This is a genomic window from Sphingobacterium sp. UBA2480 (genome assembly GCF_002341965.1).
GTDB lineage: Bacteria > Bacteroidota > Bacteroidia > Sphingobacteriales > Sphingobacteriaceae > Sphingobacterium > Sphingobacterium multivorum.
Window position 1 is genome coordinate 60235 of sequence record NZ_DDPA01000002.1, and the last position, 21933, is coordinate 82167.

Sequence of the window (21933 nt, forward strand, 5' to 3'; positions counted from 1 at the left end):
TTTTTTGAACTAAACCGTACTTTTTCTGATTTTAAACGGCTGTTTTAAGTGGCTTGTACTTCTGCAAATGCTTGTTGCCGCTGCTTTATCCTAAATTTTGTTGTTTCGAAGCTTTTAGTTGCGCGTTAAATTTATACAGTAAATATCCTAATACGGCGATAACAAGTAAAGCGATATAGAGCAGAATATTGCCTATACCTCCGTTGCCTGATGTTTTGTCAATCTGTGCCCGCAGTTTCTCGTTCTCTTTTTGAAGCTTACTTATGGTGCCGATATAGGCTGATACCTGCTTGTCGTAATCTGTTGCCAATTGTTGGAATTTATCCTTCTCAAAATCTTTGATTTTCAATAGTTTTTGAGTCTCTAAGAAAATGTTATTGTCGGTGATAACAATATCTTTAAGGATATCAATGCTCTTTTGCATGTCACCTTTTGATTTGAAAAGGCCAAAAAGCCCTGTTTTTTGAGTGAGGCTCGTGTCATAGGCGCCGAATTTCTGTTGACGGGCATCGAGTAGGTCATTTACACGGCTTCGTTGGACCTCAAAAGAGCTGGAGTCTGGGTTGTTTTGCGACTTGGCCTGTTCAAAGAAGCAAAATAGAACGGCGATTGGAAGTAGGAATTTTAAAAATTTCATCATGTAATTGGACGATCTATTTAATCAAATCTATAGTTAAACTAACGTTGATGGTAAAATTTTATTTTGCCACGGAGCTACACCTGCAATTTTAGCCTTGTGGTCAGTTTGACCAAGGATAAAAAAATGGAGCGAAAGCACGACAAATGAATTTATGAAATTAATCTTTAAATTCTATACGAATAACATTAGAATCGTCATCATGAAGTCCGAGTAGCTGGCTGGCATTACCTTTATTGATGGCGATTTCAAGGTAGTTGGAAATACCGAATAAACAAAGTTTCTCTCCTTCTCCGACTTCATTGTAATGCCAGGAAAGATTGGTAATGGTTTCATTACGTTTAAAATAGAGGACAAAATGACGTCCTTTCTGAACTTTATTGAATAGATCTTTCGAGATATTGGTAATGGCGTTGCCGAATGCATCAACATAAATGACATTGCCTCGGATCATGTCTTTATCAAAGATAGGCTGCAAAGTTACTTTTTCGATGAGCTGTTGCATTGAAGTACCGATTTCTTTCAGCTTGCCCCCCTTAGCAATATGACAGGCGGATTTAGAAAGAATATCTGCGAGCGGAAAGTGAAGGTACCGGAGGTCCTGCATTAAGTTGAGCTCATACAGTTCCTGGGGTTCATTGCCATTCAACAATAAGCTGAAAATTCCGTTGTCGGCCCCGACGAAATAATGATCGTTGTATTTCATGCCGATATATTTCGACTCCTCATGAAACAGGGTGTTAATTCCGATAATATGTACGGTTCCTTTAGGGAAATAATGATAAGCATTGCCTAATACAAAGGCCGCCCGAGGGATATTGAATGCTGGAATTTCATGGGTAATATCAACAATATTGGCACCGGACAACTGCGATAAAAGACTACCTTTTAACGCGGCTTGATAAAAATCTTTGTGTCCTAAGTCTGTTGTTAATGTAATTACTGCCATTATAATCTAAATCCTAGATCGAATTGCTGTCGAATTCCCTTAAATATACCCTTAAATTTATCTAAATAGTGGACAAAATTACTATTTATCAGATGATTTATAAAGTTAATTGGATAACTTATTTTGAATCTGTCTTTTTTCGATTGATATACACAAACATAGCGAAGATTTTATGCATAACGAAATCTTTGTGCCCCTTTGTCGGCTGTCTCCATAAGCTTATAAATCATCGTCGTTTGTACGCCGTATCTTCTTGGTTGTTTCGTTAGAATACGTTAATTTTGAATAGTATTATACAGGAACGATATTGTGTAATGGCTACAATCTAATTAATTCTAAATAGGATAAAATTTGAACGAATTACTAATTGCATTAGATGGTCTGAATTTGCCCATATTATGGGGAGCAGACAATGAGCACTTCGATTATTTGAAGAAGCAATTCCCAAAACTGCGGATTGTAGCTCGCGGAAGTGAAATGAAGGTGTTGGGAGACGCGAAGGAATTAGACCTGTTTGAGCAATCGTTTAAGGAAGTCATGGCTCATCTGGAGAAATTTAACAACATTACTTTATTGGATTTTGAAAATCTCCTTGGAGCAAGTGCAGGTTCTGCTGTTCAGCAGGAAAAAGAACTTGCGGCCAAACATGCAGCCTTTGGATCCGAACCGATCGTGTATGGACCTAATGGCCTTATTGTACGTGCACGTACGGCCAACCAACGGAAGATGGTGGATAGTATTTCGAAAAATGATATCTTATTTGCTATTGGACCGGCGGGTACAGGAAAGACCTATACGGCGGTTGCATTAGCTGTTAGGGCACTTCGAAATAAAGAAATCAAAAGGATCATTCTAACGAGACCAGCCGTCGAGGCCGGCGAAAATCTCGGTTTTTTACCGGGCGACTTAAAGGAGAAGGTAGACCCCTATTTGAGACCGCTCTACGATGCATTGGACGATATGATTCCAGCAGAAAAGCTAAAAGGTTACCTGGAAAATCGGACCATTGAAGTTGCACCTCTAGCGTTTATGCGTGGACGAACATTGGACAACTGCTTTGTGATTCTGGACGAAGCTCAGAATGCAACGGATATGCAGCTGAAGATGTTTTTGACACGTATGGGGCCAACGGCAAAATTTATCGTTACCGGTGATATGACACAGGTAGATTTACCGAAAAAAAATCAATCTGGATTGTCTACTTCAATTCGCCTATTGGAGAATATCGAAGGAATAGACATTATCCACCTCAGCGGTGGAGATGTGGTTCGCCATAAATTGGTTCGCCGCATCCTCGAAGCGTATGGCGATATTTAATCGGTCTATGCTGCAAACGTATGATTTGGGATATCCCAGTTTGGCATGGGTACAAAAGGTGCCGACTGATATAGTTCAAATAGCCTTATTAAAAGGCAAATCGAGTACAGTGAGCTCTTAAATAAATGCGCTGCATTTATGAATGCCGTTGAACGCAGTCATAAATGAACAATTACTTACATTTGAATTTTACGTTGAACATGAATGCTATAAAAGAAACAAATTTCAATTTCGAAAACCAGACTGCTTTTTACCGGGGAAAAGTACGTGACGTGTATACGATTGCCGATACGTATTTGGCGATGGTTGCCTCAGATCGTATTTCGGCATTTGATGTGGTACTTCCACGTCCTATTCCTTATAAAGGGCAGGTGTTGAATCAAATTGCAGCCAAATTTTTAAAGGCTACGGCTGATATTATTCCAAATTGGGTCGTGTCTGTTCCGGACCCCAGTGTAACTATCGGTCAGCTATGCGAGCCGTTTAAAGTTGAAATGGTTATTCGGGGCTACTTGTCAGGACACGCTTGGCGCGAATATGCTGCGGGTAAACGTGAAGTATGTGGTGAGGCATTGCCAGAAGGACTGAAAGAAAATGACAAATTGCCTGAGCCAATTATTACACCGACAACAAAGGCTGCTGTTGGACATGATGAGGATATTTCACGTGTCGATATCTTGAAAAAAGGCATCGTAAGCGAAGAAGACTATGTTCAATTGGAGCAATATACCAAAGCGTTGTTCCAAAGGGGTACCGAAATTGCCGCACAAAGAGGGCTTATTTTGGTGGATACAAAATATGAGTTTGGAAAAAAAGATGGGAAAATTGTGCTGATCGACGAAATTCATACACCAGATTCTTCCCGTTATTTTTATGCGGAAGGTTATCAGGAACGTCAGGAAAAAGGGGAGGCACAAAAGCAATTGTCGAAGGAGTTTGTTCGCAAATGGTTAATTGAAAACGGCTTCCAAGGGAAAGACGGTCAGGTTGTTCCGGAGATGACGGATGAGATTGTCGCTTCCATTTCTGAACGTTATATTGAGCTTTACGAGCATATCGTCGGAGAGAAGTTTGTGTATCCAGATCAGGAAAACGTACTGGAACGTGTGGAAAGAAATGTGGCAAAGGCCTTGAAAACGCTAAATTATTAGTACATTGTATCCTCAAACAAAGGAGATAGACTAATGAAGTATACCATTGATAAGCACGATCGCTATATTGTCATAGAACCTCATGTCGATGTGATTGACGCGGATAATGCCGCTAAACTCAAAGGGGAGTTTTTGTTGCGGAATACGATTGGACAACGGAATATCGTTTTGGATATGATCCACGTTAAGCAAACGGACGAGGTCGGTATCCGTTTAGGTGTGCTTGCCCATCGTTTATGTCAGTCTGTTGGGGGCATATTTATTTTGGTTAATCTTTGTCCAACGTTAATGGATATGGTTCGTGTGTCGCATTTGGATAAATCGCTTAAAATAGCACCATCTTTAAAGGTGGCGGAAGATTTAATCTTTGCACACGAATTGGAATCTGAGTATCGGGGGGCAATCGAGGATTAATATGAAGTTTGAAGTTCTGATATTAGGAAATAGCTCGGCCACACCGATGTTTGATCGTCATCCGACTAGCCAAGTGTTGAACTTTAATGAGCAATTGTTTTTGATCGACTGTGGAGAAGGTACACAAATGCAACTTAGCCGATACGGCATCAAAAGCAATCGTTTAGGACATATATTTATTAGCCATCTGCATGGGGATCATTATTTGGGTTTGGTGGGGCTGCTTTCATCGATGCACCTTGTCGGCCGAAAAAGTGATCTCCATTTGTATGGGCCACCTGCGTTAAAGGAAATTTTAGACGTGCAATTTTTGCATTCCGAGACTATTTTACGCTATAATCTTGTTTTTCATCCGATTTCACCCGAACAGCCGGGGGTCATTTTTGAAAACAGAACATTAAAAGTAAGCACTTTTCCATTAAAGCATCGTATTGCCTGTACAGGCTTTCGTTTTGATGAGGGTCCCCGTGCACGAACATTGCTTGGCGATGTCGTACAGGAACTGAATATACCCACCGCTTATTTTCCGATGATCAAAAAAGGATTTGATTACGTCGATGAAAGTGGTAAAGTATATACTGCAGATGACCTGAGCCTTCCTGCTCCCTTATCGCGCAGTTATGTGTATTGTTCGGATACCGTACGGACGCCGGAATACCTGCCTTATGTGCAAAAGGCTAATCTGATGTATCATGAGTCCACATTCTTGCACGATATGGTCGACCGCGCAAAAGAGACATTTCACACCACAGCGCTGGAGGCTGGAGAGATCGCCCAGGAAACTCATGCAAAGAAGTTGCTATTGGGTCATTATTCAGCGCGGTACAGAGATTTAAATCCCCTATTGGAAGAAGCGAGAACTGTATTCCCAAATACGGAACTCTCTGTGGAAGGTCGGTGGTTTTCCGTTTAATTTTTTTGAATTTTCTCTGATATCCCAACGATAAACGGGTTAACACCTATGAATAATTGCTTATTATATTGCATATGATGAACAATTTATCTAAGTTTACGGCTCTAATTTTTTTATAATGGATAATCCATTCAACTTAAACAACCTACTACGGGAAAATATTAAGAAGCTCGTACCTTATTCATCCGCAAGAGATGAATTTAAAGGGGAGGCATCCATATTAATTGATGCCAATGAAAATCCTTTTGGATCCCCCTTAAACCATGATTACAACCGATATCCAGACCCTCTCCAACATCAAGTTAAAGCAAAACTTTCTAAAATAAAAGGTGTACCATCAGAGAATATCTTTTTGGGAAATGGAAGTGATGAAGCTATTGATATTTTATACCGTGCATTTTGTACCCCTGGTGTTGACAATGTCATATTAGTTCCGCCAACCTACGGGATGTATGAAGTCTCGGCGAACATCAATGATGTTGCTTTCAAAAAGGTAAACCTTACTGCTGATTACCAGCTGGATTTGGATGGTATTGCCAATGCAATAGACGCACATACTAAACTGATTTTTATCTGTTCTCCGAATAATCCAACCGGAAACTCAATCCGTCGTCAGGATATTGAAGCAATCCTGAATAATTTCCAGGGGGTTGTGGTAGTGGATGAGGCCTATATTAATTTTTCTGCTGTCAAGTCATTTACGCAAGAACTGGCTGAATACCCCAATCTAGTGGTATTGCAGACCTTATCCAAAGCCTGGGGGCTTGCGGCCTTACGCTTGGGTATGGCTTTTGCCAGTAAGGAGATTATCGCTGTTTACAATAAAATAAAACCACCATACAACATTAATCAAGCGACACAAGATATTGTATTGGAAGCCTTAGATCAGGTTGATCAAGTCAATGACTGGATCAAGGAGACAGTAGCAGAACGTGAGCAACTAGTGCGTGGATTGCTTGAACTGGATTATGTGCAGCATATTACACCTTCTGATGCCAACTTTATTTTGGTGAAGATGGAGCAGCCACGTGAAGTTTACGATTATCTCGTTCAATATGGAATTATCGTTAGAGATAGATCCAAAGTCGAACTGTGTGAAGGCTGTCTACGGATCACGGTCGGTACACCGGCTGAAAATAAAACATTGTTAGAAAAACTTAATCAAATCAATAAATAATACTATGCCTGATAACTTAAAACGTGTACTGTTTATAGACCGCGATGGAACATTGATTTTGGAACCTGAAGACGAACAAATCGATTCTTTTGCCAAATTAAAATTCTATCCTGGTGCTTTGCAGTATCTACCACGTATCGCAAAGGAGCTGGATTTCGAATTGATCTTGGTTTCTAACCAAGATGGTTTAGGAACGTCTTCCCATCCGGAAGAGAATTTCTGGCCAGTCCATCATTTTGTGATTGATACGTTTGCAGGAGAAGGCGTAGTGTTTGCCGAGGAACATATTGATAAAACCTTTCCACACGAGAATGCGGAAACCCGAAAACCGGGAGTTGGTATGCTTGGAGCCTATTTTGATGTGTCGAAATACGATTTGAGCCAATCCTTCGTCATCGGCGATCGTGTGAACGATGTTAAATTGGCACAAAACCTCGGTGCAAAGGCAATTTGGCTGCGTGCAAACGATCAATTAGGTGCTTTGGAAAACCTTGCGATAGATTCAACTGTTATAGCTTTAGAGACAACGGATTGGAAGACGGTGTATGAATTCCTTAAATTGGGTACGCGCACTGCCGAACATCATCGTAAAACCAATGAAACGGATATTTTTATTCAGTTGAATCTGGATGGTTCGGGTAAGTCAGACATCGAAACAGGGTTGCCGTTTTTCGACCATATGCTGGATCAATTGGCTCGACATGGAGCACTTGATTTGACCATTAAGGCGAAAGGGGATCTTCATATCGACGAACATCATACCATCGAAGATACGGGTATTGCGCTGGGCGAGATCTTTTTGAAGGTTTTAGGGGATAAACGTGGAATTGAGCGCTACTCCTATACGTTGCCGATGGATGATTGTTTGGCTCAGGTTGCATTGGATTTTGGTGGTCGCAACTGGATAGTGTGGGATGCGGCATTTAAGCGGGAGAAGATCGGCGATATGCCTACGGAAATGTTTTTCCACTTCTTTAAGTCGTTTTCAGATGCTTCACGATCGAATTTAAACATTAAAGCTGAAGGTGACAATGAGCACCATAAGATCGAAGCGATTTTCAAAGCTTTTGCTAAATCTATCAAGAAAGCGGTAAGACGCGATGCCGACCATATGCAATTGCCAAGTACAAAAGGAGTATTGTAAGATGATAGGAATTATTAATTACGGTGCGGGGAATATTTTCTCCTTGACAGCGGCACTGGATCGTGTTGGGCTTACCTATGGTATGGTCAATACTGCCGATGAGATCGATCAATACGATCGTATCATCATTCCTGGAGTGGGCCACGCTGGAGCCGCGATGGACAAACTACAGGAATCGGGATTGGTGCCCTATATCAAAAAGCTAAAAAAGCCTGTGTTGGGTATTTGTGTTGGTATGCAATTACTGACGGCTTTTTCAGAAGAAGGAAATGCCGAAATGTTAAAGCTATTTCCTTTGAAGACCTTACATTTTGATGCCGAAAAGTCGGGTAAAGTACCACATATGGGCTGGAATAGTGTTTCCGTGCCAGCAGACAGTCCTTTATTTGCACATATTGAAGACCAGACTTATTTTTATTTTGTCCACTCGTACTTTATCGAATTCGATGCGACATATACCGCGGCGAAATGTGTCTATGGACAGCCTTTTTCGGCTGCAATTTCCAAAGACAATTTCTTTGGCGTACAATTTCATCCAGAGAAATCTGGAAAAGCAGGAGAGCAGCTGCTGCTCAATTTTTCAACTATTCAAATTGATTAAAAATATTCGACTATGTATATCATTCCAGCAATAGATGTCTTGGACAAAAAAGTTGTCCGCTTGAGAGAGGGTAACTACAATGACGTTACAACGTATGCGATTAGTTTAGAAGAGCAAATCGAAACCTACCGTGCAAATGGTACGGAACTCGTCCATATCATTGATTTAAATGGTGCAAAAGGAGACTTCAGCAATCAGGCCTATTTATTTGATATCATCCAAAAGACAGATATGAAAATTCAGTATGGCGGTGGTGTAAGAAGTATCGAAAAGGTTAAGGAATTGGTTGATGCAGGGATTTATCGCGTTATTGTCGGAACACAGGCAATCACCAATCCTTCATTCTTGGAGGAGCTGGCTACGTTGAACGAAGGTAAAGTAAAATATGCCGACCACATCGTTATTGCAATCGACGTTTTGGATGAGGTAATCAAATACTCGGGTTGGTTGGAAAGTTCGCCAATCAAATTGATCGAATATATTGATAAATGCTTGGTTTTAGGATTCTTTAGGTTCTTATGTACCGATATTAGTAAAGATGGAAAATTGGGAGGTGCAGGCGTTGAACTGTACCAAAAGTTGTTGAGCCATTCTCCGATTATCAAGTTAATAGCTTCTGGCGGGATCAGTTCAATGGACGATATTCAGAAACTTCAGGAATTGGGCAGTGTAGAATCTGTTGTCGTTGGTAAAGCAATCTATGAAAATAGAATCTCGATCGATGAAATCAAAGATTGGAATTTAAAATCGTTAATCAGATTTTAAAATGCTGGCAAAACGTATAATTCCCTGTTTGGATGTCAAAGATGGGCGGACGGTAAAAGGAGTCAATTTTGTGGATCTGCGCGATGCAGGTGATCCTGTTGAATTGGCCTATGAATATTCTCAACAAGGGGCTGATGAACTCGTTTTCCTAGATATTACAGCAACGCATGAGGGGCGTAAAACGACAATTGATCTGGTCAAAGCAGTCGCACGTCAAGTGAATATTCCCTTTACAATCGGCGGTGGTATCAATGAAATCAGAGATGCTGATATCTTGTTGAATGCAGGTGCGGACAAAATATCCATCAATTCTGCTGCGGTACGCAATCCTGCTCTTATCAACCAGATGGCTGCAGCTTTTGGTGCACAATTTGTTGTGGTTGCTGTGGATACCCGGTCGATCGAAGGTCAGAATTTTGTGCATCTGAGCGGCGGACGCATTAAGACGGAATTGGAAACAGCGGATTGGATCCTTGAAGCGCAAGAACGTGGAGCAGGAGAGATCCTGTTGACGTCAATGGATCATGATGGAACAAAAAATGGCTTTGACAATGGTTTTTTAAAAACAATAAACGACCAGATTCATATTCCACTGATTGCTTCTGGCGGTGCCGGTAATCAACAGCATTTTGTCGATGTTTTTCAACAAGCTAACGTGGATGCTGCCCTGGCGGCATCGGTCTTCCATTATGGTGAAATATTGATCCCCGATCTTAAAGCTACCTTACGCCAAAATGGTATTGTCGTAAGATAGGATAGCGGAGTAAAGATCGATAATCAAAGGGGTGGAAGTTATAAACTTGCTGAAAGAAATCCTGAGAAATTAAACTGGGCTCATGGCTCTTCGAAAATAATTAAAAATTGAAATACTAAAATCATGTTAGATTTTGCAAAAAGTGACGGCCTTGTTCCAGTGATTGTGCAGGACTTCCAAACATTGGAGGTGTTGATGTTAGGCTATATGAACGAGGAAGCTTGGCAGAAGACACAAGCAGAGAAACGCGTTACGTTTTTCTCCCGAAGCAAAAATCGCCTCTGGACAAAAGGAGAGGAAAGTGGAAACTTTTTGAATGTAAAAAGCATCCATGTTGATTGCGATAAGGATACTGTTTTGATCAAAGCAGAACCAATGGGACCTACCTGTCATACAGGAAGCAGAAGTTGTTTTAATACAGACTTCAACCAAAACTTTCTGTTGGAGCTAGAGCGTATTGTCAACCATCGCTATGAACATCCTTCTGACGAATCTTATGTCAATCGTCTGCGTTCTCGCGGTATCAATAAGATTGCGCAAAAGGTTGGCGAGGAAGCCGTAGAAACAGTCATTGCAGCATTGACCGAAACGGATACTGATTTTATTAATGAAACTTCAGACTTATTGTTTCATTTGATCGTATTGTTGCGTGAGAAAGGATTTTCTTTGGAAACAATTGCGAAAAACCTCGAGAGCAGACATCAATAGGTATTTGGACGACGGCATCAGCGTTGAACAAAATCTGAAGCGGAAAGAAGGCTTTAAGCTAAGATGACAAAATAATCTAAGAAGTGCAGTATATTTGTGGATATACTGCACTTCTTGTTTCTACCGACTAACAATACGTATTGCTGTATTGATCTTTACTGGATCACAGCTCAGTCAGCGGAGAATTCGGTCCTATAACATAAAAAAATAGGCTTAAAACAGGTGCTCCGAATAGAGAAGGCGTTTTAGCGAATTACTATGGATATTACATTAAAATCGACGTTACCAGGGCATCAAAACCCTATTTTTTGTGTAGAGAAGGGCTACTATGCAGATACTTTTTTTACGGCTGGTAACGATAAGGGCGTTGTCGAATGGGATATTGAGCAAAATGCATTTAAGCGTATTCTCTGTGCGGTAAGTTCATCGGTTTATGCTTTACGGTTGATCCCGGGGACGCCGATTCTGGCCATAGCCTTGCGTGAGGGTAAACTGCTTTTTGTAGATGTCGAAGAGCAAAAGCTTGGAGCAAGTATACAGCTGAGCAACAAAGCTATTTTTGCATTGGCTTATATGTCCTGGAAAAATGAACTTCTGGCAGTAGGTGAAGAAGGAACATTGTATGTCATCGATTTGACAACTTATAAATGTATTTACGAAAAGCGTATATCCCCGACAACAATTCGCGCAATTGCAATTGATGAAGGACTTGGACGAATAGCATTAGGGGATAAAGATGGGAAAGTTTATACCTTGGACAGTACTGACTTTCATGTTATTACTGATGCAAAATTGCATAGCATGCCCGCTACGTCGCTGGCATTTATCCATAATAAATTGCTAAGCGGTGGACGGGATGCGCAATTGGTGATTTCAGACCCCAATCAATTGACAACTAATTTTTCGTTTGTACCGCATCTGTTTACCGTATATGGAATATATCCCCATCCTGAAGCACCAATTTTTGCTACTGTCAGTCGCGACAAATCGTTGAAATTTTGGTCCACAGCCGATTTTGCACTATTGAAAAATATGAGCCGCGAGAAGATGCAAGATGGCCATCATTTATCTGTAAATGCGGGAGCATGGTCCGAAAATGGGCAATATTTCTTTAGCGTCAGCGATGACAAACTAGTGAAAGTCTGGGAATTTGAAAATAAATAAATGATCAAAAAATAGTATAGCTTATTTATTCGCTGTCTAAAAGCTGCAATATCTGTTTAAGGTATTGCTCATCGACTTCATCAAAACTATTTAATTCACTGCTGTCAACGTCAAGCACACCGATAATCTGCCCCTGTTTAAAAAGGGGTAGCACGATTTCGGATCGCGAGAGCGAACTACAGGCAATATGTCCCGGAAATTCTTCCACATCAGGAACGATTAGTGTTTTTTCCTCTGCCCAAGCACCCCCACATACACCACGTCCTTTTTTGATGCGTGTGCATGCAACGGGCCCCTGAAAAGGGGCTAATACGAGCTCTTCGCCATCAATAAGATAGAATCCAACCCAGAAAAAATTGAATTGTTCTTTCAATGCAGCAGCGATGTTAGCCAGATTGGCAATTTGATTAGGCTCGCCTTGCAATAGTCCCCCAATCTGAGGAAGTAAATTTTGATATTGTTCTTCTTTGCTACCTTTAGCTATTTGTAAATCCTCGGCCATAAAAATCGATGTAAAAAAATAATCATGCATTTGCTATCAGGACTATAATGCCAAACATGTTTTGCCTGCCCAGAAAGCTTCAGAACATGTCGGATCCCAACCTGCATGAAATGAAAAAGCGCTAATACGCTGTTCAAAGTTAACAGAATATTAGCGCTTTCTTATCAGGCAAATGTTATTATTTCTTGGTGTTGATAATATTCACCCGAATGTAGTTGCTTCTTTTGCCGGAAGGCGTTACAACAACGGCTTTGAAAACACGTTCCTTGCCATTAGGAACCGTAATTTTCACTGGACCTGTATATTCTAAATCCAATTCTGAAGGATCGTAGTTGTCCAATGTGTAATAAATTTTGGCCCCTTCGACAGATGGTTTCAAGCCTCTGATCGTATATTCCGAAGCATATACGGTGGTATCTGTTATGCCATATACTTCCGGTACACGATAGAATGTATTGGTTTGGTCAAGTTTAGCCAGCTGATTTGCTGCACGCTGTTCTGAGAAATTTTTCCAATTCTTTTTCTCTGGCTGTGTCCAGGCAATTTCAGAAAGCGCTAAAACGCGCGGTAACACTGTAAATTCGACTTTATTGGATGATCCAATATACTCTGTCCAAATATTTGCTTGTACACCTAGAACGTGTTTCTTGTTGTTTTCAGCAATTTTGCTAGGCATTGGGTCTGACGCATATACTTTGCTCAATGTGGAAAGTCCGCCGATACTTAAAGGTTCTCTGTTTTGATCAGGACCTTGTTTGTGATCAAAATATAGACCATAGCTGTTTGCCGTTATGATCACATCGTGACCTTGATTGGCTGCATCAATCGCACCTTGGTCGCCTCTCCAGCTCATGACAGTCGCATTAGGCGCTAAACCACCCTCTAAGATCTCATCCCATCCAATGATACGTTTACCTTTGCTATTGATATATTTTTCCATACGTTGGATAAAATAGCTCTGTAACTCGTGTTCATCTTTGAGGTTGTTATCTTTGATTCTTTTTTGACAAAATGGACATGTTTTCCATTTTGTTTTTGGACACTCATCACCGCCGATGTGGATATATTCACTCGGGAATAGGGGAATGACTTCGTCAATGACATCTTCCAACAACTTGAATGTTTCTTCTTTTCCAGCACAGAAAACATCGTCAAAGACCCCCCAAGTCTGCGCGGCCGTGTAAGGTCCTGGCTTATCACCACAGCCCAATTCTGGATAAGCCGAAAGTGCTGCTAACGCATGCCCAGGCATTTCGATTTCGGGTATAACCGTTACATATTTAGCTTTAGCATAAGCAACCACTTCTTTGATTTGGTCTTGGGTATAGAAACCGCCATAAGGTGTGTTATCATAATCACCATCTGTCTTGTAGTTACCCAGTAGTGTCTGCTTGCGGTAACCGCCAATCTGAGTCAATTTTGGATGTGATTTGATTTCGATACGCCAGCCTTGGTCGTCTGTCAAATGCCAATGAAACGTATTCAATTTGTAAGACGCCAGAATATCAATGTATTTTTTTACAAACTCTACTGGAAAGAAATGACGGCCAACATCGAGATGTAATCCACGGTAAGCAAAGCGAGGTTCATCCTGGATTGAAGCTTGTTGAATTTCTATGCTGGCCTTTTTATCCACAGGTAGCAACTGGATCAACGATTGCATACCATAAAATAGACCGGCAGCTTTTCCGCTAATAGTTGCGCGGTCTGAACTTATGTTAAGTTCATACGCTTCAGCATTAGTGGATTTTGCGTTTTTGGAGGAGAAATAGATCGTATTGCTGCTCGCTGATTTCACTAGGGATAAATTGAGACTGTAGTTGCTTTTTAGGAAATCCTGAAACAGCGTTGCAACTTTTTTGTCCTCTTCGCTATCAAAGGCGATTTTGGTGTTAGCGTTGATTTTAAATGTACCATTTTTAATTTGAACCTGTTGCGGTAAGGGCACAATGTTCAAGGTAGCATCTTTCTTTTCTTGCGCAAATACTGCTGCTCCTATACTTAGAGCCAGCGCAAGTGAAAATAGTTTCTTCATGCGTGAGATTATAACTGAAATAAGAAGTTCTAAAAATAGGTGAATAAATACGTTTTAGCAAAGAGGAAATGTAACAAATAGGGTATGAAAACACTGTTGAAAGTGTTTTTGGGCACTTAGAAGTAGTTTGGATAATAACGTGTTTGGGTTAGATCAATCGTTTGTTTAGTCTGTTAAAGGGGATATTTTACTTCGGGGAATAGTATCTAAATTTAGGTAAAAAAATATGCCTTTTTAAATGTTCGTATCTCCTGTGAGCTGATGCTTTATCACTAAACCTTCTTTCGTTGTACAGATTATTTCGATCACGTGAAGGGAAGATAACGACCTTATAACTTCTTCTGAATGATGTCGTTTTTGATGCGTTTTTAATGCTTAGTTTATAGGTACATTCAACGGAGCTGATAGGGCTTTATCCGAATAAGGTCCGAATGAGGTCCCTATAAAGTCCCTATCAGCTCCTTATTATTTATAGCAATATCTTTTTGATGTTTCAAATTTGAAGCACTGTTAATAAGGCGCGAAGTATTGCAAAACTGAGGTTCGGGAAATGACAAAGGAACCGGAAGGTTCCTTTATATCTTTTACGCTACAGCATGAACAGCACGTATCCGTCATCTAATGATTAATACCGGATATGTTCAGCAAATGTTTATGATTTAAAGTCGTTTCAATGCTAATTTGATCATATCCTCTACGGAAAGATTGCTTTCGGTCTTTAAAATGGTATTTAACACCTTCTCTGCCGCGACTTTGTTGAATCCGAGCATCACTAGTGCTGACAATGCTTCGTCCGGAACTGATTGGGATTGGATAGGTGATGCCAAAGCTTCGAAGCCCTGTTTTTTTAATTTATCCTGAAGTTCCAGTATAAGACGTTGTGCTGTTTTAGGGCCAATTCCCTTAATCTTTTGAATGAGGGCAACCTGGCCATTGACGATGGCAGACTGGATCTCATCGGGTGTGTTTGACGATAGGATCATACGGCCTGTATTGGGGCCAATACCAGAAACAGAGATCAAATTTTCGAATAATTTTTTCTCGCCTTCTGTTGCAAAGCCATAAAGCGTGTGTGAGTCTTCCCGAACTTGAAGTGAAATAAATAGTTTACAGTTTTCCTGATCCTTGATTTGGGAGAAGGTATAGAGCGAGATGTGGACATAATAACCAATCCCACTCACATCGATAACAACATGAGTGGGGGCTTTATATGCTAATTTTCCATTGAAATATTCGTACATAGTATACGAATATAGGAAGATTTTAAGCTATTCTATAAATTTTTAAGATGTGCTTGTACATCTACTACGGCAATGGTAACCATATTGACGATTTCGCGCACAGAGCTATCCAGTTGCAATACGTGAATAGGTTTGTTCATACCCAAAAGGATTGGACCTACTGCCTCAGCTTCACCAACTTCTTGCAATAATTTATAAGCGATATTTCCGGACTCCAAATTAGGAAATACGAGTGTATTCGCCGATTTTCCATTTAAGCAGCTGAACGGGAAGTTTGCTGTCAACATTTCGCTGTTCAAGGCGAAATTTGCTTGTAAATCACCATCAGCAATAATCTCTGGATGTTGATCGTGTAGGATCTGCGCTGCTGCTCTCACTTTTGTTGGCGTTTTTCCCTCACTTGAACCAAAATTAGAGTAGGATAGTAATGCAATACGTGGCTGAATGTTCATACGTCTCACCGCTTTATCCAGTAACAGCGTAATGTCTGCTAATTCTTGTGCTGTAGGGTCTTCATTTACGGTTGTATCCCCCATGAAGATTGGTCCTTTTTTAGTTAACATCATATACATACCTGCGACACGGCTGCCTGGTTTAGCACCGATTACATGTAATGCCGGACGGATTGTATTTGCATAATTTTTGGTCATACCGGAAATTAGGGTATCAGCTTCGCCAAATTCCACTAAAGAGGCGCCAAAATAGTTGCGGTCGTACATCAACTTACGCGCATCGTATTTCGATATACCACGACGTTGTCTTTTGACATATAGATGCTCAATAAATTTCTTCGAGCGCTCCGTTTCGTTATCAACTTCAGCAACTGGGTCGATAATTTCAAGGCCATCCAGTTCAAAAGCATATTCTTTGATTAGACGTTCGATTTTATCTCTTCTACCCAAAAGAATTGGAATCGCAATACCTTCTTCTTTAACAATCTGTGCCGCACGTAACGTTTTGTAATTGTCTGCTTCTGCAAAAACAACACGTTTAGGATCTCTTTTAGCAGCCATGGTCAAATTGCGCATAATCGCATCATCTTTACCAAGACGTTTACGTAGGGAATCGCTGTATTGATCCCAGTCTTCGATTACGGTCTGTGCTACACCTGATGCGATGGCCGCTTTTGCAACAGCCATAGAAACTTCAGTGATCAAACGCGGATCGGTAGGTTTTGGAATGATATATTCTTCCGAGAATTTTAAATTGCTGGTATTATAGGCTTGATTTACTTCTTCTGGAACAGGTTGTTTCGCCAAGTCTGCAATTGCACGCACTGCAGCAATTTTCATTTCTTCGTTAATTGCTGTTGCACGTACGTCCAAAGCACCACGGAAGATATAGGGGAAACCCAATACATTGTTTACTTGGTTAGGATAATCTGAACGACCTGTACCCATGATAATATCGTTACGTGTTGCCATCGCCAAATCGTAAGCAATCTCAGGATTTGGATTTGCCATCGCCAATACAATTGGGTTCGGAGCCATTGATAACAACATCTCTGCCGACATGACGTCTGCTGCCGAGAGACCGATAAATACATCTGAATCTTTTACAGCGTCTGCCAGTGTGCGAATATCGCGATCTGTTGCATATTGTGCTTTCATACTGTCTAGATTTTCTCTATCGGTACGGATTACACCTTTGCTATCCAGCATCACAATATTTTCTTTGCTAGCACCTACTGAAATATACATTGCTGTACATGACATTGCAGCTGCTCCGGCGCCATTGACGACGATTTTTACTTTTGAAATATCTTTACCAATAATTTCACAGGCATTGATCAATGCTGCACCTGAAATGATTGCAGTACCATGTTGGTCATCGTGCATCACAGGGATGTTCATTTCTTCTTTTAGACGGCGTTCGATTTCAAAACATTCCGGTGCTTTGATATCTTCCAGGTTGATACCTCCAAAAGTCGGCTCCAATGCTTTGACGATATTGACGAACTCATCGACATTTTTGGTGTCCACTTCGATGTCAAATACATCAATGTCGGCAAAAATTTTGAATAATAAACCCTTACCTTCCATGACTGGTTTACCAGCTTGGGCGCCGATATCGCCTAAGCCCAATACTGCTGTACCATTACTGATAACAGCAACAAGGTTTCCTTTTGCGGTATATTTATAAGCATCTTCTTTGTTCTCAGCAATAGCCAAACATGGCTCCGCTACACCTGGAGAATATGCTAATGACAAGTCTCTTTGCGAATTTGTTGGTTTGGTCGGAACAACAGCTATTTTACCAGGTCTACCCATTGCGTGGTAGTTTAACGCTGCCTGTTTACGATTAGTGTTACTCATTACGATTTTATTAATTTAAGGCTACAAATCTATCATTCTTTTTGATAATTGGAAATATTTGCCAATATCTTATTATAATTAGACAATAATATGTTACTTCAGGACATCCAATAGTTTAAACATTTGCTGACGCATGCTGGACGCCGATCCTGCATAGTTGTTGACCAGTAAAGTATAAGTAAACGACTGCCCTGTTTTATTGGTATGCACACCTGTATAACCAAGTACGCCGCCAATTGTTCCACTTTTCATCTTCATATTGTTATAGGTGGGAAGACTTTCGTAGAAGGCAGGATACCAACTCTGTTTTTGTGCATACTGCATAATCTTATTCATCGCTGATGTGGTCACTCGATTTTGAGGCGAGAGTCCCGAACCGTCCATACTATTGAGTTCACTGGATTTTATGCCTAATTTGGCATTCCAATATTTTTGTACATAATACGCGCCATCGTCGGTGCCCGTTTTACCAGCTGTTGTATAAGCAATCGCTTTCAACAAGGCCTCTCCATAAAGGTTGATGCTCTTTTGGTTAAACCAGAAGACAATTTTGTCTAAGGTTGGAGATAAATGGATATCGAGGGTCTGTTTTTTTGAAATATCAACTGAATCCATCTTGGTCCCGGTAGCTGGTAGTTCGCTGGCGGTGATACCGTTGTTACTTAGTACTTCATTTAATTGATAAGCGAGATCATAGGCCGGGTCTGGCGAAGAGAGCTCGATAGTTTTCTTTAGGTCCTGTCCATAGGTGCCGCGCACAAATATCTTGGTCGAATAGGGAGCGGCATAGGCGTACACATTGTCTCCGCTTCCCGATTTACCTGTGGTTGTTTCATTGATGATTTCCAGATACGGAACTGGCGTTGTGTAATTGGCGATCTCAGCTTTAGCTCCGACTTTAGTGCTTGGCAGAAAATTTATGCCAAAGGCATTTTCACACCAATTGAGGGAAGAAATTCCAGCACCATAGTAATTGCCCATGTCGGTCCAGATCCAGCCCCCTGGAAGCTGGTTGCCATTGTAAAGCCGGTCATCGGCGATGATTGCGCCATTTATACTTTTAATACCGGCATTCTGGACTGCTGTAAGCCACTTGTTCAGTATCGTTGTTGCTTGAGTCTCCGGGTAGCGGGCGCTGCCGAGGGTAGGATCTCCAGTACCTGTCACTATAATATTTCCGTTTAACACTCCGTTCTCGTCGATTTCACCTGTATAATACAGGGTTGTTTTGAACTGAAAATTCTTGCCCAGGAAGTCCAAGGCCGTAGCCGAAGTGATGACCTTCATGGTGGAGGCGGTCGCCAATCCGACGTTCTCATTTGCTGCGAATACAGTCTGGCCTGTTTTTGCGTCGAAAACAGTCAATGAGCTCAAACCATTTCTGAGGTTTTCCTGATTTTGAAATTGCGTGAATGCATCCTGAATTTTACTACGAAGATCCTGTGCATATACTGGCGTAGCAACGGTCGTTAACGTGTAGGCTGAAAAGGCAATGGCACTTAGCACAAATTGGTTCATATATCATGTTTTTATAGTCCTATGGTATATCCAGCTTATCTTCGATGAGCTTGTTGGCACGGTTATTTTTATTCGTGTTTGGAACTCATGGATATTCCATTGGACGTATTGTAATTCCTGGAACGCTGCCAATTTTAGGGAAAAGCGTTCGCTGTAGTTCGTTTATTTTATTTGGCTTAAAGTTAGGCATTCGACCCTAAAAAATCCTAACTTGCATAAAATTGTATAGACGACATGAAGCATATCGAAAAATTAGCTGCCATTCGTGAGGCGATGAAGGTTCAGGGAATCGATGGATATATCATTCCATCTTCAGATCCTCATATTAGTGAATATCTACCGGAACGTTATAAATGTATTGCCTGGGCGTCTGGTTTTACCGGATCAGCAGGGACGTTGGCAATCACACAGGATTTTGCCGGCCTTTGGACCGATTCTCGTTACTTTGTCCAAGCATCAGAGCAATTGGCGGGAACAGGCTTTGAATTGGTGAAATTGAAAGTGCAAGGTGCAGCGGAGTATGCAGATTGGTTGGGCGAACAGTTGGGCGCTGGTGCTAAAGTTGCTTTTGACGGCAATCTCGCTTCTTTATTAGTGGCTCAATCTGTTCAGCATACTTTGGAGCCTTTGGAGATCAAAGTAGATGGTCATGTTGACCTGTTGTCGTCATTATGGGAAGGACGACCAGCGCTGCCTAAGGCACAGGCCTACCTGCTGGACGAAAATATTACGGGACAGTCAACGGTTTCTAAAATTGAAGCTGTTCGTGCGGAGATGAAAAAGAATAGAACGGAAGCTCATCTGATCTCATCTTTGGATGACTTGGCCTGGTTATTAAACATCCGTGGTCAAGATGTACCATGTAATCCTGTTGTTTTGGGATTTGTATTGATTACCCCAGAAAATGCAACGCTTTATATCGAACCTTCGAAGCTGACAACTCAGGCGACTGAAGAACTTAAAGGCTATGGTGTGGGTGTTTCGGCTTATGAAGATATTTTTAAAGCGATTCCTTCATTGGATGTTGCTTCAATTTTAATTGATCCTAAACGTACCTGTTTTGCTGTTTACGACAGCATACCTAAAGAGGTTAAGATTGTCGAAAAAATAAACCCCTCGACAAGTTTAAAAGCGATTAAGAATAAGGTTGAAGTTGAAAATAACCGCCATACCTTTGTGAAAGACGGTATAGCGTTGACGCGTTTCTTCAAATGGTTGGAAGAGAATGTCTCCTCTGGTGAGCTTTCTGAATTATCTATTGCGGAGAAATTACGTGGATTTCGCGAAAGTCAAGAGGGTTTTGTCGATGTCTCATTCACGACAATTGCGGGATACTTGGATCACGGTGCCCTACCGCATTATTCAGCCAATGAAAAATCGAACTATATATTACAACCTAAAGGTTTACTATTGGTCGATTCTGGCGGACAATATACTACTGGTACAACGGATATTACAAGGGTGGTAACGCTTGGTGGTCTTACGCAGGAGGAAAAAGAGGATTATACGCTTGTACTCAAGGGAACAATAGAAGGCTCTCAGGCCATTTTCCCTACTGGAACGCGCGGCTATCAGATCGATGCCATTACGCGTCGTCCATTGTGGGAAACATTGCGCAATTATGGACATGGTACAGGACATGGCGTCGGTTTCTTCCTAAACGTACACGAAGGTCCGCAAGTGTTCAATGCAGCTGCAATAGATGTTGCTGTTGAACCAGGGATGATTACATCGATAGAACCCGGATTGTATCGCGTAGGCAAACATGGTATCCGCATTGAAAATCTTGTGTTGACCCGTAAGGCAGGTTCTTCTGAATTTGGAGACTTTCTGGATTTTGAGACACTAACAATATGTTATATCGCAACCGATTTAATCGAAAAATCCCTATTGGATAAAAAACACATTGCTTGGTTGAATAACTATAATCAGTGGGTGTTTGATCAATTATCGACTCATCTTACTGCTGAGGAAAAGAATTGGTTGGCAGACAAGTGTCAGGCGATTTAATCCAAAAAGAATAACAACAGTGGTTATCCGCTGCGCACAACACGAAGTTGTCAACATAAACGGTCCCCCAATACTTAGGCAGAAAAGTTGGGGGACCGTTTTTTTAATCGGGTTTTTTCAAAATCTCATAAATGGATTCTTTTCCAAAAGGTTTCAGAATGAAACCGCTTATAAAAGGGTAATTTGCCAGTTGCTCCTGATCGTTTTTGCTCGTGGAGGAACTGACGATAAAAATCTTGGTTTGCTTGATGAAATCGGTCCGGTTTTCAAGTACATCCATTAACTCCCAACCAGTCATAAATGGCATATTGATATCCACAAAGAGTATTGCTGGCATCAACGACTGGCTGATGTCATTGTTCTCCAAATAATCCAATGCATCCAGTGCATTTTTGAAAGAATGATAGTCAATTTCATATTCGGTAAATCCCTGTAGCATATGGGCGAAAATAGTCCGTAAAATGGCATTATCATCAATGAGAATGATCGTTCTTTTGGTTTCAGGAGTCATGGTCTTTTTGATTAATAATTGTTTTCATCGTGTCAATAACCCTCATCTTGGTTTTGATTGACAGCGCAGTTTTTCTTTCACTCTTTTATTTATGAGATCACGCTGTC

20 protein-coding genes are annotated in these 21933 nt (G+C 41.0%); 12 read left to right on the forward strand and 8 right to left on the reverse strand.

The genetic code is table 11. From position 1 onward, the window contains the following. Positions 1-85: 85 nt before the first annotated feature. Both B3600_RS04645 and B3600_RS04650 read right to left on the reverse strand, forming a co-directional pair. Positions 86-640, reverse strand: coding sequence for a hypothetical protein (locus B3600_RS04645; protein ID WP_286752248.1), 555 nt, complete (start codon positions 638-640; stop codon positions 86-88). A 157-nt stretch (positions 641-797) separates the two neighbouring features. Continuing rightward, positions 798-1586 (reverse strand): SAM hydrolase/SAM-dependent halogenase family protein, encoded by a 789-nt coding sequence (locus B3600_RS04650; RefSeq protein ID WP_046672337.1) that lies wholly within the window; start codon positions 1584-1586, stop codon positions 798-800. A gap of 351 nt (positions 1587-1937) precedes the next feature. On the opposite strand from B3600_RS04650, the gene B3600_RS04655 reads away from it, so the two are divergent. From B3600_RS04655 to B3600_RS04705, 11 genes are all read left to right on the forward strand, one after another. Then, positions 1938-2903 (forward strand): PhoH family protein, encoded by a 966-nt coding sequence (locus B3600_RS04655; RefSeq protein WP_046672338.1) that lies wholly within the window; start codon positions 1938-1940, stop codon positions 2901-2903. A gap of 200 nt (positions 2904-3103) precedes the next feature. Continuing rightward, positions 3104-4054 carry a phosphoribosylaminoimidazolesuccinocarboxamide synthase gene (locus B3600_RS04660; RefSeq protein WP_286752378.1) on the forward strand — a complete coding sequence of 317 codons (951 nt, stop codon included), beginning with the start codon at positions 3104-3106 and terminating at the stop codon, positions 4052-4054. Positions 4055-4087: 33 nt separating this feature from the next. Further along, positions 4088-4468, forward strand: coding sequence for an STAS domain-containing protein (locus B3600_RS04665; RefSeq protein ID WP_046672339.1), 381 nt, complete (start codon positions 4088-4090; stop codon positions 4466-4468). A 1-nt stretch (position 4469) separates the two neighbouring features. Then, complete coding sequence (locus B3600_RS04670) at positions 4470-5381, forward strand: ribonuclease Z (RefSeq protein WP_046672340.1); 912 nt, start codon at positions 4470-4472, stop codon at positions 5379-5381. 118 nt (positions 5382-5499) lie between these two features. Then, on the forward strand, positions 5500-6558 hold the full coding sequence (gene hisC / locus B3600_RS04675; protein ID WP_286752249.1) for a histidinol-phosphate transaminase: 1059 nt from the start codon (positions 5500-5502) through the stop codon (positions 6556-6558). Positions 6559-6562: 4 nt separating this feature from the next. Further along, entirely contained in the window at positions 6563-7702 is a 1140-nt protein-coding gene (gene hisB / locus B3600_RS04680; RefSeq protein ID WP_286752250.1) for a bifunctional histidinol-phosphatase/imidazoleglycerol-phosphate dehydratase HisB, read from the forward strand. A 1-nt stretch (position 7703) separates the two neighbouring features. After that, positions 7704-8303, forward strand: a complete 600-nt coding sequence (hisH, locus tag B3600_RS04685; RefSeq protein WP_286752251.1) for an imidazole glycerol phosphate synthase subunit HisH — start codon at positions 7704-7706, stop codon at positions 8301-8303. Between the two features lie 12 nt (positions 8304-8315). Next, a complete protein-coding gene (locus tag B3600_RS04690) occupies positions 8316-9068 on the forward strand; it encodes a HisA/HisF-related TIM barrel protein (RefSeq protein WP_046672344.1) in 753 nt (250 codons plus the stop codon). 1 nt (position 9069) lies between these two features. Then, positions 9070-9822, forward strand: a complete 753-nt coding sequence (gene hisF, locus B3600_RS04695; protein ID WP_286752252.1) for an imidazole glycerol phosphate synthase subunit HisF — start codon at positions 9070-9072, stop codon at positions 9820-9822. A gap of 123 nt (positions 9823-9945) precedes the next feature. Continuing rightward, entirely contained in the window at positions 9946-10530 is a 585-nt protein-coding gene (hisIE, locus tag B3600_RS04700; protein WP_046672346.1) for a bifunctional phosphoribosyl-AMP cyclohydrolase/phosphoribosyl-ATP diphosphatase HisIE, read from the forward strand. Positions 10531-10788: 258 nt separating this feature from the next. Then, positions 10789-11694 (forward strand): WD40 repeat domain-containing protein, encoded by a 906-nt coding sequence (locus B3600_RS04705; RefSeq protein ID WP_286752253.1) that lies wholly within the window; start codon positions 10789-10791, stop codon positions 11692-11694. Between the two features lie 25 nt (positions 11695-11719). Here B3600_RS04705 and B3600_RS04710 read toward each other — a convergent pair whose 3' ends face one another. The 5 genes from B3600_RS04710 to dacB all read right to left on the reverse strand — a co-directional run bounded on the left by B3600_RS04710 (position 11720) and on the right by dacB (position 19305). Further along, positions 11720-12196 carry a GAF domain-containing protein gene (locus tag B3600_RS04710; protein WP_286752254.1) on the reverse strand — a complete coding sequence of 159 codons (477 nt, stop codon included), beginning with the start codon at positions 12194-12196 and terminating at the stop codon, positions 11720-11722. Between the two features lie 178 nt (positions 12197-12374). After that, positions 12375-14231 carry a beta-N-acetylhexosaminidase gene (locus B3600_RS04715; RefSeq protein WP_286752255.1) on the reverse strand — a complete coding sequence of 619 codons (1857 nt, stop codon included), beginning with the start codon at positions 14229-14231 and terminating at the stop codon, positions 12375-12377. 659 nt (positions 14232-14890) lie between these two features. Continuing rightward, the gene (ruvA, locus tag B3600_RS04720; RefSeq protein ID WP_046672352.1) at positions 14891-15472 is read right to left on the reverse strand and encodes a Holliday junction branch migration protein RuvA; all 582 of its coding nucleotides are present in this window, start codon (positions 15470-15472) and stop codon (positions 14891-14893) included. A gap of 32 nt (positions 15473-15504) precedes the next feature. Next, positions 15505-17787 (reverse strand): NADP-dependent malic enzyme, encoded by a 2283-nt coding sequence (locus B3600_RS04725; protein ID WP_070563373.1) that lies wholly within the window; start codon positions 17785-17787, stop codon positions 15505-15507. Positions 17788-17880: 93 nt separating this feature from the next. Then, positions 17881-19305: a D-alanyl-D-alanine carboxypeptidase/D-alanyl-D-alanine endopeptidase gene (gene dacB, locus B3600_RS04730; protein WP_286752256.1), complete on the reverse strand. Its 1425-nt coding sequence runs from the start codon at positions 19303-19305 to the stop codon at positions 17881-17883. A 234-nt stretch (positions 19306-19539) separates the two neighbouring features. On the opposite strand from dacB, the gene B3600_RS04735 reads away from it, so the two are divergent. Then, positions 19540-21315: an aminopeptidase P family protein gene (locus B3600_RS04735; protein WP_286752257.1), complete on the forward strand. Its 1776-nt coding sequence runs from the start codon at positions 19540-19542 to the stop codon at positions 21313-21315. Positions 21316-21418: 103 nt separating this feature from the next. Here the strand turns inward: B3600_RS04735 and B3600_RS04740 are convergent, their stop codons facing one another. Further along, positions 21419-21826 carry a response regulator gene (locus B3600_RS04740; RefSeq protein ID WP_286752258.1) on the reverse strand — a complete coding sequence of 136 codons (408 nt, stop codon included), beginning with the start codon at positions 21824-21826 and terminating at the stop codon, positions 21419-21421. Positions 21827-21933 lie beyond the last annotated feature (107 nt).

What these genes read in the sequence shown, in the direction of transcription:
- B3600_RS04645 (WP_286752248.1), bottom strand. Translation starts at nt 640, where the DNA reads ATGATGAAATTTTTAAAATTCCTACTTCCAATCGCCGTTCTATTTTGC.
- B3600_RS04650 (WP_046672337.1), bottom strand. Translation starts at nt 1,586, where the DNA reads ATGGCAGTAATTACATTAACAACAGACTTAGGACACAAAGATTTTTAT.
- B3600_RS04660 (WP_286752378.1), top strand. Translation starts at nt 3,104, where the DNA reads ATGAATGCTATAAAAGAAACAAATTTCAATTTCGAAAACCAGACTGCT.
- B3600_RS04665 (WP_046672339.1), top strand. Translation starts at nt 4,088, where the DNA reads ATGAAGTATACCATTGATAAGCACGATCGCTATATTGTCATAGAACCT.
- B3600_RS04670 (WP_046672340.1), top strand. Translation starts at nt 4,470, where the DNA reads ATGAAGTTTGAAGTTCTGATATTAGGAAATAGCTCGGCCACACCGATG.
- hisC (WP_286752249.1), top strand. Translation starts at nt 5,500, where the DNA reads ATGGATAATCCATTCAACTTAAACAACCTACTACGGGAAAATATTAAG.
- hisB (WP_286752250.1), top strand. Translation starts at nt 6,563, where the DNA reads ATGCCTGATAACTTAAAACGTGTACTGTTTATAGACCGCGATGGAACA.
- hisH (WP_286752251.1), top strand. Translation starts at nt 7,704, where the DNA reads ATGATAGGAATTATTAATTACGGTGCGGGGAATATTTTCTCCTTGACA.
- B3600_RS04690 (WP_046672344.1), top strand. Translation starts at nt 8,316, where the DNA reads ATGTATATCATTCCAGCAATAGATGTCTTGGACAAAAAAGTTGTCCGC.
- hisF (WP_286752252.1), top strand. Translation starts at nt 9,070, where the DNA reads ATGCTGGCAAAACGTATAATTCCCTGTTTGGATGTCAAAGATGGGCGG.
- hisIE (WP_046672346.1), top strand. Translation starts at nt 9,946, where the DNA reads ATGTTAGATTTTGCAAAAAGTGACGGCCTTGTTCCAGTGATTGTGCAG.
- B3600_RS04705 (WP_286752253.1), top strand. Translation starts at nt 10,789, where the DNA reads ATGGATATTACATTAAAATCGACGTTACCAGGGCATCAAAACCCTATT.
- B3600_RS04710 (WP_286752254.1), bottom strand. Translation starts at nt 12,196, where the DNA reads ATGGCCGAGGATTTACAAATAGCTAAAGGTAGCAAAGAAGAACAATAT.
- B3600_RS04715 (WP_286752255.1), bottom strand. Translation starts at nt 14,231, where the DNA reads ATGAAGAAACTATTTTCACTTGCGCTGGCTCTAAGTATAGGAGCAGCA.
- ruvA (WP_046672352.1), bottom strand. Translation starts at nt 15,472, where the DNA reads ATGTACGAATATTTCAATGGAAAATTAGCATATAAAGCCCCCACTCAT.
- B3600_RS04725 (WP_070563373.1), bottom strand. Translation starts at nt 17,787, where the DNA reads ATGAGTAACACTAATCGTAAACAGGCAGCGTTAAACTACCACGCAATG.
- dacB (WP_286752256.1), bottom strand. Translation starts at nt 19,305, where the DNA reads ATGAACCAATTTGTGCTAAGTGCCATTGCCTTTTCAGCCTACACGTTA.
- B3600_RS04735 (WP_286752257.1), top strand. Translation starts at nt 19,540, where the DNA reads ATGAAGCATATCGAAAAATTAGCTGCCATTCGTGAGGCGATGAAGGTT.
- B3600_RS04740 (WP_286752258.1), bottom strand. Translation starts at nt 21,826, where the DNA reads ATGACTCCTGAAACCAAAAGAACGATCATTCTCATTGATGATAATGCC.